This is a genomic window from Flavobacterium pokkalii, from assembly GCF_014596575.1.
In the GTDB taxonomy this organism is placed as follows: Bacteria; Bacteroidota; Bacteroidia; order Flavobacteriales; family Flavobacteriaceae; genus Flavobacterium; species Flavobacterium pokkalii.
In genome coordinates this window covers 94,032-111,547 of record NZ_NASZ01000011.1, presented here as the reverse complement: position 1 = coordinate 111,547, position 17,516 = coordinate 94,032, and the positions used below count along the sequence as shown (strand labels likewise).

The 17,516-nt window shown below is 33.7% G+C and carries 11 protein-coding genes and 1 rRNA gene; 10 read left to right on the top strand and 2 right to left on the bottom strand.

Annotation, left to right across the window (positions count from 1 at the left end; all coding sequences use genetic code 11):
- Positions 1–93, top strand: a 5S ribosomal RNA gene (gene rrf / locus B6A10_RS08865); the annotation flags it as partial.
- A gap of 186 nt (positions 94–279) precedes the next feature.
- Here rrf and B6A10_RS08860 read toward each other — a convergent pair.
- Positions 280–924 carry an endonuclease III domain-containing protein gene (locus B6A10_RS08860; protein WP_188220596.1) on the bottom strand — a complete coding sequence of 215 codons (645 nt, stop codon included), beginning with the start codon at positions 922–924 and terminating at the stop codon, positions 280–282.
- Between the two features lie 408 nt (positions 925–1,332).
- Here B6A10_RS08860 and B6A10_RS08855 point away from each other — a divergent pair, with 408 nt between their 5' ends.
- The 8 genes from B6A10_RS08855 to lon all read left to right on the top strand — a co-directional run bounded on the left by B6A10_RS08855 (position 1,333) and on the right by lon (position 14,523).
- Positions 1,333–2,754 (top strand): glycogen synthase, encoded by a 1,422-nt coding sequence (locus B6A10_RS08855; protein WP_188220595.1) that lies wholly within the window; start codon positions 1,333–1,335, stop codon positions 2,752–2,754.
- Positions 2,751–4,031, top strand: coding sequence for a glucose-1-phosphate adenylyltransferase (locus B6A10_RS08850; RefSeq protein ID WP_055093302.1), 1,281 nt, complete (start codon positions 2,751–2,753; stop codon positions 4,029–4,031). The genes B6A10_RS08855 and B6A10_RS08850 overlap by 4 nt, the downstream gene beginning before the upstream one ends.
- Before the next feature lie 66 nt (positions 4,032–4,097).
- Entirely contained in the window at positions 4,098–6,002 is a 1,905-nt protein-coding gene (glgB, locus tag B6A10_RS08845) for a 1,4-alpha-glucan branching protein GlgB (protein WP_188220594.1), read from the top strand.
- 204 nt (positions 6,003–6,206) lie between these two features.
- Complete coding sequence (locus tag B6A10_RS08840) at positions 6,207–8,603, top strand: glycoside hydrolase family 31 protein (protein ID WP_188220593.1); 2,397 nt, start codon at positions 6,207–6,209, stop codon at positions 8,601–8,603.
- Positions 8,604–8,636: 33 nt separating this feature from the next.
- Positions 8,637–9,455, top strand: coding sequence for a M48 family metallopeptidase (locus tag B6A10_RS08835; RefSeq protein ID WP_188220592.1), 819 nt, complete (start codon positions 8,637–8,639; stop codon positions 9,453–9,455).
- A gap of 132 nt (positions 9,456–9,587) precedes the next feature.
- On the top strand, positions 9,588–10,904 hold the full coding sequence (locus B6A10_RS08830) for an MFS transporter (protein ID WP_188220591.1): 1,317 nt from the start codon (positions 9,588–9,590) through the stop codon (positions 10,902–10,904).
- A gap of 51 nt (positions 10,905–10,955) precedes the next feature.
- Positions 10,956–11,846: a DUF6252 family protein gene (locus tag B6A10_RS08825; protein ID WP_188220590.1), complete on the top strand. Its 891-nt coding sequence runs from the start codon at positions 10,956–10,958 to the stop codon at positions 11,844–11,846.
- 226 nt (positions 11,847–12,072) lie between these two features.
- Positions 12,073–14,523: an endopeptidase La gene (gene lon, locus B6A10_RS08820; protein ID WP_188220589.1), complete on the top strand. Its 2,451-nt coding sequence runs from the start codon at positions 12,073–12,075 to the stop codon at positions 14,521–14,523.
- Between the two features lie 94 nt (positions 14,524–14,617).
- Here the strand turns inward: lon and B6A10_RS08815 are convergent, their stop codons facing one another.
- Positions 14,618–15,349 carry a Dph6-related ATP pyrophosphatase gene (locus B6A10_RS08815; protein ID WP_188220588.1) on the bottom strand — a complete coding sequence of 244 codons (732 nt, stop codon included), beginning with the start codon at positions 15,347–15,349 and terminating at the stop codon, positions 14,618–14,620.
- A gap of 100 nt (positions 15,350–15,449) precedes the next feature.
- Here B6A10_RS08815 and B6A10_RS08810 point away from each other — a divergent pair, with 100 nt between their 5' ends.
- Positions 15,450–17,510: a M1 family metallopeptidase gene (locus B6A10_RS08810; protein ID WP_188220587.1), complete on the top strand. Its 2,061-nt coding sequence runs from the start codon at positions 15,450–15,452 to the stop codon at positions 17,508–17,510.
- Positions 17,511–17,516: the final 6 nt, after the last annotated feature.

Sequence of the window (17,516 nt, the reverse complement as noted above, 5' to 3'; positions counted from 1 at the left end):
GCGGGGCTCACCTCTTCCCATCCCGAACAGAGAAGTTAAGCCCGCCTGCGCAGATGGTACTGCATCTTGTGGGAGAGTATGTCGTCGCCTTTCTTTAGTAAAGCCTGTCTTTTTTTAAGACAGGCTTTCTTTTTTATTATTGGTACGACTTGTTCGGCTAAAGCCTCGGTTCGTCGCTTTTAGCTTCGCTCCGTTCGGGCTAATGCCCTCGGGTCTTTGAAAACCCTATCCAATTCGGATAGGGTTTTTGTTTTATATAGGATTTTGTAAAGCAGAATATTAGCTAAGTTGTTTGTTGGGATATTGACAGTTTTTGTTTAATGGACATTTCTGGCATTGGGGAAGTGGTCTACAAATTTCTCTTCCTAACAATGAGAGAGCCATTCCAATATTATTCCATATTTCCCTTGGCAATTCTTGCATTAACAATTGTTCTGCTTTGATACCATCTTTTGTAGGTTTAATAATTCCGATTCTTGGAGCAACCCGAAGTACATGTAAATCAGTCATTATTCCTTCAAAAGGAATGTTGAATTCTTTTAAAATAACACCGGCAGATTTACGTCCGATGCCTTTTATGTTAAGTAACTCTTTTAATGTGAGAGGAATTTTAGAATCTTCTTTAATAATTTTTGCAGCATTAATTATCCAAATTGCTTTGTTTTGGTGGTGTTTTACTTTGTTGATGTATGCTGTTATCTGATTTTCGTCTGTTTTTGTCAGGCTTTCGATATTTGGGAATTTGTAAAAGAAATTTGGAGCAATTTTGTTGATATTTTCATCTGAATCCTGAGCTGATAAAATTACCATTATAAATAATTGGTATAAATTTTTGTAGGCTAATGGATGTTTTTGATGACTGTATTTTTCTAAAATTGGACTCAAATTTTCTTTCCAATCGGTTGTTTGGTTAAATAAATTCATATCCAAATTTAATAATTTATTGTTTTTAAGATTTTTTTCTTCTCAAATTGTTATCAAATCATTAGCTTTTTATTAAGTAGATATTTTTTAGAATTATAATTATATAATTTTAAGTGTCAAATTCTGTGAAAATAATGATGGGGATATAGGATTTTTTCTAAATTATTAATTTAAATGTGTTTTTAAAAATTCAGTCTTTTTGTAGGTTTAGAGCTTAAAAAAAATGTCATTTATAGCCTAATATTTTTTTGAAATTCCTTTAATTGTTTTAATTTTTCACTATATTTAGAAAATACTTCATGGCAATATTTGCAATGAATAGCAGCAGTTTTATGTTGATTTGTTTGTAAATTAACGTAACTTTTTTTGAAAACATTTTTTTAACCCAAAATAAACAAAAATCAATAAATGGAAATATTTCATATTAGTGCGGAGTGTTATCCGGTAGCTAAGGTTGGTGGATTGGCTGACGTAGTTGGGGCATTGCCAAAATATCAGAGTAAGGCAGGTCATGAATTGAGAGTTGTAATGCCTTGTTATGAGACCAAATTTAGAAGTGAAAATGATTTTGAATGTGTGCATTGGGGGACTGTTAAATTGGGGGATTTTAATTTTCCTTTTAGCGTTCTTAAAGAAAAGACGGATAAATTAGGTTTTGAGTTATATCTAATGGAAATTCCGGAACTTTTTGACAGAGCCAATGTTTATGGGTATGAAGATGATATTGAACGTTTTGTTAGTTTTCAAATTGCAACTTTAGACTGGATTATTGGAAGAGCTTCTATGCCTGACGTTATTAATTGTCACGATCATCATACAGGCTTAATTCCGTTTATGATGCAATACTGCCATAAATATCATAAGTTATTGAGTACACCTGCAATGATTACCATTCATAATGGTTTATATCAAGGGCAGTTTAGTTTTGATAAGTTGCATTATTTGCCGGAATTTGATTTGAATCATGTTAAAATACTGGAGTGGAATCATTGTATCAATTCATTGGCTGTTGGAGTAAAATGTGCTGCAGCTGTTACAACTGTTTCTCCTAGTTATTTGGATGAAATTAATTATTCGGCAAATGGTTTAGAGTCGCTTTTTAATCTCGTGCGTTATAAATCGAAAGGAATTTTGAATGGAATTGATACTCAGGTTTGGGATCCAGCTAAGGATAAAATGTTAGAGAAAAACTATTCTATTCAAAATTTTGAAAAAGGAAAACAACAAAATAAAGAGATACTTTGTACACTTTTTAATTTGGATCCAACAAAACCTTTGTTTAGTTTCATTGGAAGGTTGTGGGATGAAAAAGGAGGTGATTTGTTGCCTCAGGCTTCGGCTTTAGCACTTTCAGAAAATTTTAAAAATATAAACATATTGATTTTAGGCTCAGGTAGTTCGCAAATTGAAAACCAATTAAATAGTTTGTTGGCTGATTATAAAGGTAATTACAACACTTTTATAGGTTATAATGAAGAGTTGGCGCATTTAATTTATGCCGGAGCTGATTTTTTATTAATGCCTTCCAGAGTAGAGCCTTGTGGATTAAATCAAATGTATTCTTTACGTTACGGAACTATTCCTATTGTGAGGAGAACAGGAGGGTTGCAGGATACTGTAATTGATTTTGGAGATGATGGAAACGGAATTTGTCATGATCAGGCATCCGTGGGAGATATTTGTTATTCCATTCAAAGGGCAGTTAGTTTGTATGAAGATAAAGAGCATTTAAATAAAATTAGAAAATTAGGAATGAGTATTGACCATTCCTGGGAAAAAGCCAGTATGGAATATATAGATATGTACAACTTAATACTTAACAAAATATGAAGGCAAAAAGAAAAAACGTTATAGCTATTATCTTAGGAGGAGGGCAAGGATCAAGGCTGTATCCATTGACAGAAAGCAGATCAAAGCCAGCTGTACCAGTTGGAGGAAAATACAGATTAGTTGATATTCCTATATCAAATTGTATGAATTCGGACATTTATAGGATGTTTGTACTGACACAATTTAATTCTGCTTCCCTGAATGCACATATTAAGAATACATATGTTTTTAGTGCTTTTAGCCAGGCTTTTGTAGATATTTTAGCTGCTGAACAAACACCTGATAATCCAACTTGGTTTCAGGGTACAGCAGATGCAGTACGACAATGTATGCCTCATTTTTTGAATCATGATTTTGATTATGCCTTAATTTTATCAGGGGATCAATTGTATCAGATGGATTTTAACGATATGCTTGAAGAACATATCAAAAATCAAGCTGATATTACAATTGCAACTTTACCTGTTAATGCTAAGGATGCTCCTGAATTTGGTATTTTGAAAACAAACAGTGAAAGTTGTATTGAGTCTTTTATTGAAAAACCAGCAAAAGAATTATTGCCGGATTGGGTTTCAGATGTTAGTGAACAAATGAAAGCTGAAGGAAAAAATTATCTGGCTTCAATGGGTATTTATGTTTTTAATAAAAAGCTTTTGGTGGATTTAATGGCTAATCCTGATACCAAAGATTTTGGAAAAGAAATTATTCCTCAGGCAGTTGGAAAACAAAAAATCCTGAGTTATCAATATGAAGGATATTGGACAGATATTGGAAATATTGATTCTTTCTTTGAAGCAAATATTGGTTTAACCGAAGATGTTCCAAAATTCAATTTGTTTGATGATGTGAATAAAATTTATACCCGACCAAGATTATTGCCTCCTTCCAAATTTAAAAATGCAATGGTTGATAAATCTTTAATTTCGGAAGGTTGTATTATTAATGCTAAAGAAATTGTTCATTCCGTAATTGGAGTTCGTGCCCGAGTGGGAAAAGATACTGTCATTAAAAATACTTATGTGATGGGAAATGATTTCTATCAAAGTATTGAAGATATGGAGGAAGATACTAAAAACAATAAAATTCTGGTTGGAATAGGTGAAGGCTGTTTTATAAATAATGCCTTAGTAGATAAAAATTGCCGTATAGGAAACAATGTTTATATCAATGGGGGTAATCATTTAGAAAATACTACCAATGAGTTATATGCTGTAAAAGAAGGAATTGTAGTTATTAAAAAAGGTGTGACTTTGCCGGATAATTTCAAGATTGAATAAGTTAATTAACTGTTTTTATTTATCAATATTCTATTTTGTAAAATTTAGAATAATACCAATACGACTATGAGTAAAGTTATTTCGCATTCCCTTTTTACTGATTTTGATATTAACTTATTCAAAGCTGGAAAACATTTTAGATTATATGAAAAGTTAGGAGCTCATTTAATAGAATTAAATGGAGTTCAGGGTGTTTATTTTGCTGTTTGGGCTCCTACGGCTCATTCAGTTTCTGTGGTAGGTGATTTTAATTACTGGACGCAAGGAGAACACGAACTTTATGTGCGTTGGGATTCTTCAGGTATATGGGAAGGATTTATACCTAATATTGAAAAAGGAACAAATTACAAATACAAAATATTATCAAATATTGAAGGTGTTATCACTGAAAAAGCCGATCCGTTTGCTTTTTATTGTGAAAAACCGCCGCATACTGCTTCGGTAATTTGGGATCTTGATTATAAGTGGGATGATTCCAAGTGGATGAAAAACCGAAAAGAACATAATGCACTTGATAAGCCTTATTCTGTTTACGAAGTTCATTTGGGTTCCTGGAAGCGTGGAGAGGGAAATCAATTTTTGAGTTATCATGATTTAGCCGAAGATTTAGTAAGCTATGTTAAAGAGATGGGTTTTACTCATGTTGAGTTCATGCCGGTTATGGAATATCCTTATGATCCTTCATGGGGGTATCAATTAGTTGGCTATTTTGCACCAACTTCCCGTTTTGGAGATCCGCAGGGATTTATGCATTTGGTTGATAAATTACATCAGGCGGGTATCGGAGTTATTCTGGACTGGGTACCGTCACATTTTCCGGATGATTCTCACGGATTAGGCTATTTTGACGGTTCGCATTTGTATGAACATCCGGATCGCAGAAAAGGTTATCATCCTGATTGGAAAAGTTTGGTGTTTAATTACGGAAGAAATGAAGTTTGTTCGTTTTTAATTAGTAATGCCTTATTTTGGTTGCATCATTATCATATTGATGGTTTAAGAGTAGATGCTGTTGCTTCGATGCTTTATTTGGATTATTCAAGAAATGATGGCGAATGGGAACCAAATATCTTTGGAGGAAGAGAAAATTTAGAAACCATTAGTTTTTTAAAAGAATTCAATGAAGTAGTTTATGCTAACTATGAAGGAGTTCAGACAATTGCTGAAGAGAGCACTTCGTTCCCGATGGTTTCCAGACCAACAGATGTTGGAGGTTTAGGTTTTGGAATGAAATGGATGATGGGATGGATGCATGATACTTTAAAATATTTCCAAAGAGCAACAGTTTATCGAAAATACCATCAAAATGATTTAACTTTTTCGATGACGTATGCTTTTACCGAGAATTTTATGTTGCCTTTATCTCATGATGAAGTGGTTTATGGAAAAAAATCCATTGCCGACAGAATGCCCGGAGACGAATGGCAAAGATTTGCCAATTTACGACTTCTTTATGGTTACATGTTTACGCATCCGGGAACAAATTTATTGTTTATGGGAGGTGAATTTGGTCAAATGGCTGAGTGGAATTTTCAGGAAAGTTTAGATTGGCATTTGTTGCAATATCCTGTACACAATGGAGTTCAGCAATATATTAAGGATTTGAATGCTTTGTATAAATCGGAACCTGCCTTATACGAAAAACAATTTAGTCATGAAGGATTTGAGTGGATTAATTATTCTGACCATCAAAACGCGGTGCTTTCCTATATTAGAAAAGGAAATGATCCAAAAGACGATTTAGTTGTAGTTTGTAATTTTACACAAATGGTTCGCAAAAATTACAGAATCGGAGTTCCAAGAAAAGGAAAACTAAAAGAAATTTTCAATAGCGATTTAGAAAGGTATCAGGGAAGCAATGTGTTGAATACTTCCCAATTAAAAGTGGAATCTTCGCCTTATGATGGCAGAGATTATTCGGTTGAATTGTTAGTGCCGCCATTGAGTGTGACGGTTTTTAAAATTTTATAATCTTTTTTTAATACACTTAAAAAGAGGTTGATAAGAAAAAGTAATTAAAATTGTAAAGAAGTATTAATTTTGAAGTTAATACTTCTTTTTTTTGAAAAATACTCAACTATAACGTTTTCGTGAATATAAATACTATTGTTTATTTATAAAAAAGATTTTTCGTAAGTTTGAGAGAGAGCGTAATATTAATCAAAAGGCATAGAGATGATTACAAATACTGAATTAGAATACAAAGGGGATTTATATCCGTCAAAAATAGTTTCATATACACTTGATGTCGATTCGGTCTATTTTTATACTGAGAATAATGTGATTTTAAAACTGACCGTTTTAAGAGATAGTTTAATTCGTTTTCGTTTCACTACGAAAGGTTATTTTAGCAACGATTTCTCTTATGCCATAGACAAAAGTCATTCTCATGGATACAACCATTTAGAAGTAATTGAAGAAAAGAATTATTACCAAATTACAACCAATAAGATTGTATGTAAAATTCAAAAAGCTGATTTGAGAGCTTCTATTTACGATTTAAAAGGAAATGTAATTCTGGAAGATGAATTAGGTTTTCATTGGGAAGAATGCTACGAATTTGGAGGAAATATTGTAAAAATGAGTAAATCTTCCCGTGACGGAGAGTGTTTTTACGGATTAGGTGATAAAGCCACTCAATTGAATCTTAAAGGGAAAAGGGTTGAAAATTTTGCAACAGATCAATATGCCTTTCAAAAAGAACAGGAACCTTTGTATAAAGTAGTTCCTTTTTATATAGGTTTACATCACAAACAGGCTTACGGGATTTTCTTTGACAATACCTTTCAATCTTTTTTTGATTTTTGCCACGAAAGAAGAAATGTAACCAGTTTTTGGGCTCATGGTGGCGAAATGAATTATTATTTCTTTTATGGTCCTAATATGCAGGATGTGGTAACTTCCTATACGGATTTGACCGGCAAACCCGAATTGCCGCCATTGTGGGCTTTGGGTTACCATCAGTGTAAGTGGAGTTATTATCCGGAAAGTAATGTAAAAGAAGTTGCTGCCAAATTTAGAGAATTGCAAATTCCATGTGATGCGATCTATCTGGATATTGATTATATGGAAGGGTTTAGGTGTTTTACCTGGAACAAAGAATATTTTCCAGACCCTAAACGAATGGTTTCTGAATTAGCCGAAGATGGTTTTAAAACTATTGTGATTATCGATCCAGGGATAAAAATTGACAAAGATTATTGGGTTTATAAAGAAGCTTTAGCCAAAGATTATTTTTGCAAAAGAGCTGATGGTCCTTACATGAAAGGAAAAGTTTGGCCGGGAGAATGTAATTTTCCTGATTTTACAAATCCGGAAGTAAGAGAATGGTGGGCGGGATTATTTAAAGAATTAATTTCGGACATTGGAGTTAAAGGCGTTTGGAATGATATGAATGAGCCAGCTGTTATGGAAGTTCCTAATAAAACATTCCCAAATGATGTTCGTCATGATTATGATGGAAATCCTTGTAGCCATAGAAAAGCACATAACATTTACGGAACGCAAATGGCAAGAGCGACTTATCATGGTGTGAAGCGCTTTGCATATCCAAAAAGACCCTTTATTATTACAAGATCGGCTTATTCAGGAGCGCAGCGTTATACTTCATCGTGGACAGGGGATAATGTGGCTAGCTGGGAACATCTTTGGATTGCTAATATTCAAGTGCAAAGAATGTCAATCTCAGGTATGGGCTTTACCGGATCAGACATTGGTGGTTTTGCCGAGCAACCTACCGGAGAATTGTATGCCCGTTGGATACAATTAGGTGTTTTTCATCCTTTCTGCAGAACGCATTCGTCAGGGGATCATGGAAATCAGGAACCTTGGGCTTTTGATGAAGAAGTGATTGATATTACCCGAAAATTTGTTAGTCTTCGTTATCAATTATTACCGTATTTATACACCATGTTCTGGCAATATATTGAAGAAGGAACTCCTATGTTAAAACCATTGGTGTATTTTGATCAGGAAGATATTCAAACGCATTACCGAAATGACGAATTTATTTTTGGAAATCAAATTTTAGTTTGTCCAATTTTAGAGCCAAATGCATTGGGAAGAAGAATGTATATTCCTCGCGGACAATGGTATAATTACTGGAATAATACTTTAGTAAAAGGAGGGAAAGAAATGTGGGTAGATACTAAATTTGATGAAATTCCCGTTTTTGTAAAAGCAGGTGCGATTATTCCAAAATATCCGGTGCAGCAATATGTAGGCGAAGTAGAGTTTGACGAATTGACTTTGGATATTTATTATAAGGAAGGAAAAGAAAAATCGGTGGTTTATGAAGACGGACAGGATGGTTATGATTATAAAAAAGGAAGATTCAGCTTTTTGTCTTTTCAAATGACAGGAAAGGAAAAAGAAGTCAATATTCAGTTGCACAAAGAAGGGAAATATGATACCAATTATACCAAATTTAAAATCAACTTTATAGGCTTGCCTTTTGATATTAAAATTGTAGAAATTGACAACGAAGAAATTGCTTTTGATGCTAAAAGTTTTAAAGAAAATCAGTATTTAATTGTGCCTAAGGATTTTAATGTTTTGCATATTATTGGATAATAATTGTATTTTTGTTAGTAAAATAAAACTATCATGAAAAAGAATTTAGTATTTGTAGGGATTGCAACTTTAGGTTTGATTTATTCTTGTGCTACAAACCCGTTGACAGGAAAAAAAACGTTGAATTTTGTTTCTAATAGCGAATTGTTTCCTTCTTCTTTTCAGCAGTATGGAACTTTTTTGAAGGAAAACAAAGTAATTTCCGGTACAGCTGATGCTAAAAAAGTAGAAACGGTTGGTATTAAAATCAAAACTGCTGCTGAGCGTTATTTAGCTTCTTTGGGACAGAATGATTATTTGAAAGATTACCAATGGGAATACAAATTAGTGGATAGTAAGGAAGTAAATGCCTGGTGTATGCCCGGTGGGAAAATTGTGGTATATTCCGGAATTTTGCCAATTACTAAAAACGATGCGGGATTAGCGACAGTAATGGGACATGAAGTTTCGCACGCATTAGCCAACCATGGAGCGCAACGTATGAGTGCTTCCCAGTTGCAAACTTTAGGTGCGGCGGGTGTTGCTGCAGCAACCGGAAGTATGAGTGCTGAGAAACAACAAATGTGGCAACAATATTATGGAATTGGATCAAATGTAGGTGGTATGCTTCCTTTTAGCAGAAGCCATGAAACTGAAGCCGATAAAATAGGTTTGATATTAATGGCAATTGCGGGATATAATCCGGAAGAAGCAATTAGTTTTTGGACCCGAATGTCAGCTAATTCAGGAGGTCAGGCGCCGGCTGAGTTGTTAAGTACGCACCCTTCAGATGCTACCCGAATTGCGAATCTAAAAGCAATGGTTCCTGAAGCCAAAGCTGTTGCAGCTAAGTTTGGTGTAGTTTTTAAATAAGATAATCTGGAAAAAAGTTACAGGCCAATTCGTTTGAATTGGCTTTTTTTATGTTTGTTGGGATTATTTTTTGAAGTTTTAGTTAAAACCATTTTTAAATAATAAATTCGTCAAAAAAAAAAAATCAGAATCATGAGTCACTTAAAAAAAGGAGATAAGAAGTTGTTGAACGCCTGGGCATTTTATGATTGGGCTAATTCGGTTTATCCGTTAGTTATTACATCAGCCATTTTTCCCATTTTTTATGAAGCCTTATTTTTAAAAACAGGACATTATATAACGGTCTTGGGTTTTAGCGTGAAAAATTCGGCCTTAATTAGTTTTGTTACGGCGTTAGCCTTTTTAAAAGTGGCTTTTTTATCGCCTCTTTTATCCGGAATCGCTGATTATGTAGGAAACAAAAAGTTTTTCATGAAGTTTTTCTGCTATATGGGCGCTTTGTCCTGTATGGCTTTGTATTGGTTTGATTTGGGAAATATCTATTCTAGTTTGCTTTTTTATTTTTTAGGATTAATAGGTTTCTGGGGAAGTTTGGTTTTTTATAATTCCTATTTGCCGGATATTGCTTTTGAAGAACAGCAGGATGCAATTAGTGCTAAAGGGTATTCTTTAGGCTACATTGGCAGTGTGATTCTTTTACTTGTAAATTTGGCAATGGTAATGAAACCGGAATTGTTCAATATTACCGATGATGCCGAAGAACCTTCGGCCATGAAAGCGATGCGCTATTCCTTTGTGATGGTTGGTGTTTGGTGGATTTTATTTAGTCAATATACTTATTTTTATTTGCCAAAAGGATGTAGAGATTCTCAACAAAAAGTAACCAAATCTATTGTTTTCAACGGATTTAAAGAGCTTAAAAAAGTTTGGTTTTTATTGGAAGATAATGTACGTCTAAAAAAATATTTAAGCAGTTTTTTTGTTTACAGTATGGCGGTACAAACAGTAATGCTTGTGGCGACTTATTTTGGTTCTCAGGAGATTAGTTGGGAATCCAAAGAACAAAGCACTGTTGGGTTGATTATCTGTATTTTATTGATTCAGATAATTGCTGTTATTGGAGCTTTTACTACTTCAAAAGCTTCAGCAAAGTTTGGAAATATACCTGTTTTGTTATTTATAAACAGTATTTGGGTTGTTTTATGTATTGCGGCTTATTTTATAAAATTACCGATACATTTTTACATCATGGCCGCTTTGGTGGGTTTGGTTATGGGAGGAATTCAGTCTTTGTCCAGATCAACCTATTCTAAATTTTTACCGGAAACAGAAGACACTGCTTCTTTTTTTAGTTTTTATGATGTAGCTGAGAAAATAGGAATTGTTATTGGAATGCTGGTATATGGTATTATTGATCAAATAACAGGAAGTCCAAGATTCGCTATTGTGTTTTTAGCTGTTTTCTTTATTCTTGGAGTAGTTTTGTTAAGAAAAGTACCTAAAAAATAGTAGGAAAAATAAAATAAAAAATTATATTTGGAGTTGTAAAAAGCCCCAATTATGAAAATAGCCCAATTTAAACCTCAGTTTTTTGTATTGTTTCTGGCAACCTTGTTTGTTTCCTGTGTTTATGAACCGGTTGACGGTACAGTTGAGCCCGATCCGGGTTCCGGAGGAAATACTTCCGGTATATTTAAAGCCGATTTTAATAATAATACCTGGACAGCTGCTGAAACTCAGGTTGTGATTTCGGGAAATTTTATTGAAATTTCTGCGATTAAATCCAATGGAGAAGGTTTTGCTTTTCAAATTGAGGCAAATGAAACCGGTACTTATGCTGCTAATGTCAATATTGTAGCTTATTCACCAGCTGGTTCAGAATATGGATATTGGAGTTTAAATGATGATAATCCGGACGAAAACACAGGTTCAATTACGATTACAAAAATCGATACCGAAAAGAAAACTATTTCAGGAACTTTTCAGTTTAAAGGGTATTGGTCGGATCCAGATACTCCAAGAGCTGCAATAGAATTTAAAAACGGAGTGTTTACTGATTTACCTTATATTACAGAAGAAGAAACAAATGATAGTTTTTCGGCAAAAGTAGGAGGAACCAATTTTGTAAGTACCGATATTCTTGCTTTTGAGATTAACTCTGGAGCCGATGATTGGATTACTATCGGAGCTTCTGATACTAATATGAATGAGATCTCAATTAGTGTTAGAACTGGTTTAGCTGCCGGTACTACTTATCCAATTACCGTAAATAGACTGACAGATGATGTTCAGGCTTCATATGAAGATGAAAATGGGGAGCATGAAGCTGTTTCGGGAAGCGTAAAGATTATTTCGATTACAGAAGACAGAATTCAAGGAACATTTTCATTTACGACTAATGGAACGCCATCAATCAATGTAACTGAAGGCAGCTTTGATGTCGCTTATTAATTAAAAATCTAATTTTTTTAGGAATTGCCCTCAAAAAGTAGTTTGCTTTTTCAGGGCAATTTGCTTTTTAAGTGTGTTTTTATGGCACAAAGATTGTTTTATAATGGATGCATAATACTGTTAATAATGATTATTGTTTGATTTTCAGTAATGTAACAGTGTGTTAATACTAACTTTGTTGTTAAGTAATCAATAAATTTAATGACAAAAAGACTTAAATTTTACTATGTCAAAACATAAAATACTTACACTTGACAATTTGTCACAACAAGAATTCGATTCAGAAGCAGAATTAATACCATTATTAACTCCGGAAGATGAAGAAGAAATGAATAAAGAACAATTACCGGAATCTTTACCTATTCTTCCTTTGCGAAATATGGTGTTGTTTCCTGGTGTTGTAATTCCTATTACTGCGGGTCGTGATAAGTCGATAAAATTAATCGATGATGCGAATGCCGATGGCAAAATTATAGGTGTTGTTGCCCAAAAAAATGAAGATATTGAAGATCCTACTAAAGAGGATATCAATTCTATCGGTACAGTTGCACGTATTTTAAGAGTGCTTAAAATGCCTGATGGAACCACTACAGTTATTTTGCAAGGGAAAAAGCGTTTTGAAATCGAATCGATTACATCGGAAGAGCCTTATCTTTCGGCAATTATTAAGGATTTTTCAGAAGACAGACCTGAAAGCGATGATTCTGAATTTGTAGCTATTTTAGATTCTATCAAAGAATTGGCTATTCAAATTATAAAAGTGAGTCCTAATATTCCGAGTGAAGCTACCTTTGCAATTAAAAACATTGAAAGTCAATCGTTTCTAATCAATTTTGTGACTTCTAACATGAATTTATCTGTTAAAGAAAAGCAAGATTTGTTAGCAATCAATAATTTAAAAGACAGAGCTTTAGAAACTTTAAAATATATGAATGTCGAGTTGCAGAAATTGGAACTTAAAAACGATATTCAGTCTAAAGTTCGTTTTGATTTAGATCAGCAACAAAGAGAATATTTCCTGCACCAACAGATGAAAACAATTCAGGAAGAATTGGGTGGTTCGACTCAGGAGGAGGAAATGGACGAAATGTTAGTAAAGTCTAAAACTAAAAAATGGGACGAAAAAACGCAGCAGATTTTTGAAAAAGAACTGACTAAAATGCGTCGTATGAATCCGCAGGCTCCTGATTACAGCATTCAAAGAAATTACTTAGAATTGCTGTTGGATTTGCCTTGGAATGAATTTTCTAAAGATAATTTTGATTTAAAAAATGCTCAAAAAATTCTGGATAGAGATCATTTTGGATTAGATGAAGTAAAGAAAAGAATGATTGAGCACTTGGCTGTTTTGAAGTTAAGAAACGACATGAAATCGCCAATTATTTGTTTGACAGGGCCTCCGGGAGTGGGAAAAACTTCTATTGGACGTTCGGTTGCTGAAGCTTTAGGTCGAGAATATGTGCGTATTTCTTTGGGTGGATTACGCGATGAAGCAGAAATTCGCGGTCACAGAAAAACCTATATCGGAGCGATGCCGGGAAGAATTATTCAGTGTTTGAAAAAAGCAGGAACTTCTAATCCGGTTTTTGTTTTAGACGAAATTGATAAATTATCGAATAGTAATCACGGAGATCCGTCATCTGCTTTGTTAGAGGTTTTAGATCCGGAGCAAAACAGTGCTTTCTATGATAATTTTGTAGAATTAGGTTATGATTTGTCTAAGGTGATGTTTATCGCTACTTCAAATAATATGGGCGCTATCCAGCCTGCTTTACGTGACAGAATGGAAATCATCAAAATGTCCGGTTATACCATCGAAGAAAAGGTTGAAATCGCTAAGCAGCATTTATTTCCGCGTCAGTTAAAAGAGCATGGCTTGACTTCGAAAGATTTGACCATTGGTAAAAAACAATTGGAAAAAATTATTGAAGGCTATACCCGTGAATCAGGTGTTCGTGGTTTAGAAGCTAAAATTGCTCAGGTGATTCGTAATGCGGCTAAATCAGTAGCAATGGAGGAAGAGTATAATAAGAAAGTTACCGATGAAGATATTGTAAAAGTACTTGGTGTTCCCCGTTTGGAGCGTGATAAATACGAAAACAATGATGTTGCCGGAGTAGTTACGGGATTAGCCTGGACGAGTGTAGGAGGGGATATTTTGTTTATTGAATCTTTGCTTTCGCCGGGAAAAGGAAGTATGAGTATTACCGGAAATTTAGGTAATGTGATGAAAGAATCGGCAACGATTGCTTTAGAATATATCAAAGCCAATGCAGAGCAATTAGGTTTAAAACCGGAAATATTGACTAAATACAATATTCATTTACATGTACCGGAAGGAGCAACGCCTAAAGACGGGCCAAGTGCCGGAATTGCGATGTTGACTTCTTTGGTTTCTTTGTTTACACAAAAAAGAGTAAAGAAACACATTGCGATGACAGGTGAAATTACGCTGAGAGGAAAAGTGTTGCCGGTAGGTGGAATTAAAGAAAAAATTCTGGCTGCTAAAAGAGCTAATATCAAAGAAATTATTTTATGTCACGAAAATAAAAGTGATGTAGATGAAATTAAACCGGAATATTTAAGCGGTGTTACTTTTCATTATGTAAAAGAAATGAGCGAAGTTTTGGCTATTGCTATTACCGATCAAAAAGTAAAACACGCTAAAAAATTGTAAAATACAGCTTTTAACAAGTCTTGTAAATAAAATTTACCGCAAATTCGCAAATGATTATAAAGTAAAATAATTTGCAAATTTGCGGTTTTTCGTATTATTTAGGAATCAAATCGCAATACCAAAAACCGTAATCATAGGCGGTTGAATCATCAGAATCGCAGGCGGTATTTGAGGATTCTTGTTTGGGTTTTTCGTATTTTCGATAAACGATTTCGCCGGTTTCAAATTCAATTGTTTTTTGAAAAATTGGTCCGTCGAAACAAAAAGTGTGAAATTCTCCGTTTTCTCCGCATACATCCACGTTTTCCGGTAAATCATCAATAAATTGTTGGTCAATGATTCTGCCTACGAAACTTTGGTCTAAATAACGCTCATTTACACAAACAACGATTGTTTTAAAACCTAAAGCAATAAATTCCTGTATCAAATCTTTAGTTGGGATTTTCCAAATTGGGAAAACTGCTTCGAATCCAATTGTAGTCAATTTGTCTTCGCGATATTGGCGTAAATCTTCCAGAAAAATATCTCCAAAAACCGAATGGATAATGCCTTTTTCTTTTAGTTTTTCTAACGTTTGCTGCATCACATTTTCGTAAACTTCCATAGAAGGCATTTCTGGAATTTGCATTATTTCCAATGGAATTCCGATGCTTTTGGCTTGTTGTTCCAATAATTCAACCCGAACACCATGCATGGAAATTCGCTGAAATTGCTGATTGACACTGGTTAACAGGTATTCAATTTTAAAATCGGGATTTTGAAGGATTTTGTATAAGGCTAAAGCAGAATCTTTTCCGCTGCTCCAATTAAAAAGGGCTTTTTTCAAGGTGATTTTATTAAAACTTTATGAGGTAAACATACAAAAATACTTCGATTTGTTGGTGAAACCTTTGTAACTTTGGAAATCTGCTATAATTATTTTTTTGATGAAATACCTTTTTCTTTTTCTTTCCACCTTTGTTTTTGCCCAACAAACTAAAAATATCGATTTTACTTCTGTTACTGCCTGTTTACAATTAAATACTGATGAAAAATCGATTTCAGGAAATGTAAATTATTTTTTTACAGTTTTAAATCCGGTGGATACTTTGAAAATTGATGCTCAAAATATGCGGTTTTCTAATGTAGAATTGAATCATAAAAATATTTCGTTTATCAATTCCGGAAAACAGCTTTTGATTGTTTTTCCTTTTCAAAAAGGTAAAAACCAAATTAGTTTTGAGTACAAGGCAACACCAAAACAAACGCTGTATTTTGTGAATTCTGAAAAAGATGCCGATTTGCAAATTTGGACGCAGGGGCAGGGTAAATATACCAGTCATTGGTTTCCAAGTTTTGATGATGTAAATGAAAAAGTGATTTTTAATCTTGAAGTTTTGTTTAAATCAGACTATCAGGTAGTTAGTAATGGTATTTTAAAGCAAAAAAGCAATATTGGAAATATCACTAAATGGACTTATGAAATGGAAAAACCAATGAGTTCTTATTTGTTAATGTTAGCTATTGGGAAGTTTGAAAAACAGCAACTATTAAGTAAAAGTAAAATTCCTTTAGAATTATATTTTGAACCAAAAGATAAACCGCGTTTTGAGCCAACGTATCGTTATTCCAAACGGATTTTTGATTTTTTAGAAAAGGAAATTGGAGTAAAATATCCTTGGAAAGTTTATAAACAAGTGCCGGTTCGGGATTTTTTGTATGCCGGAATGGAAAATACTTCCGCGACTTTATTTGCAACCCGCTATGTGGTGGATTCTATTGGTTTTGTAGATCGAAGTTATACCAATGTTGATGCGCATGAATTGGCACATCAGTGGTTTGGCGATTTGGTTACGGCTCACAGTGGTAAACATCATTGGCTGCAGGAAGGTTTTGCAACTTATTATGCGTTGTTAGCTGAAAAATCTATTTACGGAGAAGATTATTTTTACTCTAAAATGTATGAATCTATTCAGCAAATAAAATATGCTTCAAGAACGGACACCATTCCGATTTTGAGTGATAAAGCGAGTTCAATGACTTATTATCAAAAAGGAGCCTGGGCTTTGTTTGTGTTGCATCAGGAAATTGGTGATAGAAAATTCAAAAAACTGGTAAAAAATTATCTGAAAAAATATGCTTTTAAAACGGTAACTACCGAAGATTTTTTAGCAGAAGTTAGAAAAGTAAGTAGTTTTGATACGGATTTATTTTCTAAAGAATGGCTTGAATCAACTGCTATTAATACATCTAAAGTCAATAAGTTACTTTATAAAAATAAAATCACCAAGTTAATGCTGGAAGTAGATAAACGAAAGTCTGAATCTTTAGCAACCAAACAAGGTTTTTTTAAAATGATTCTCATGTCGGATGCTCATTATCTTTTAAAAGAGATGGTGGTTGATCAACTTAGAAATGAAAGTTTTGAAGCAAAAAGAGAATTATTGGAATTAGCTTTAAATAGTAAAAAGCTGCAAGTTCGTCAGGCGGTTGCTTATAATTTGCCAAAAATTCCGGAAGCATTCCGGATGGAGTACGAAAGTTTGTTGGAAGATGATTCGTATCAAACTCAGGAAATTGCTTTGTTATATTTGTGGCGTAATTTTCCTAAACAGCGTTTGGAATATTTGGAGAAATCTAAGAATTGGATTGGCTTCAACGATTTTAATTTGCGCACTTTATGGCTGTCTTTGGTTTTAATGACTCCTGAATACGTTTGTGACAAACAGGCTGTAATTAACGAGTTAATTGATTATTCATCTGAAAAATATGAAGCCACAACCCGACAAAATGCATTGGAAAAACTTATTGGTTTTAAAATTATCAACGACACTGTCTTGATTAATTTGGTTAAAGCCACTACGCATCATATGTGGCAATTTTCAAAATTTGGACGTGACAACATTCGAATATTATTGAAAAATCAGGAATACAGGACAGCTTTTATTCGAATTTTACCTAATTTGAGCGAGAAAGAACAATTTCAACTGAATCGACTATTAAATTAAAATATT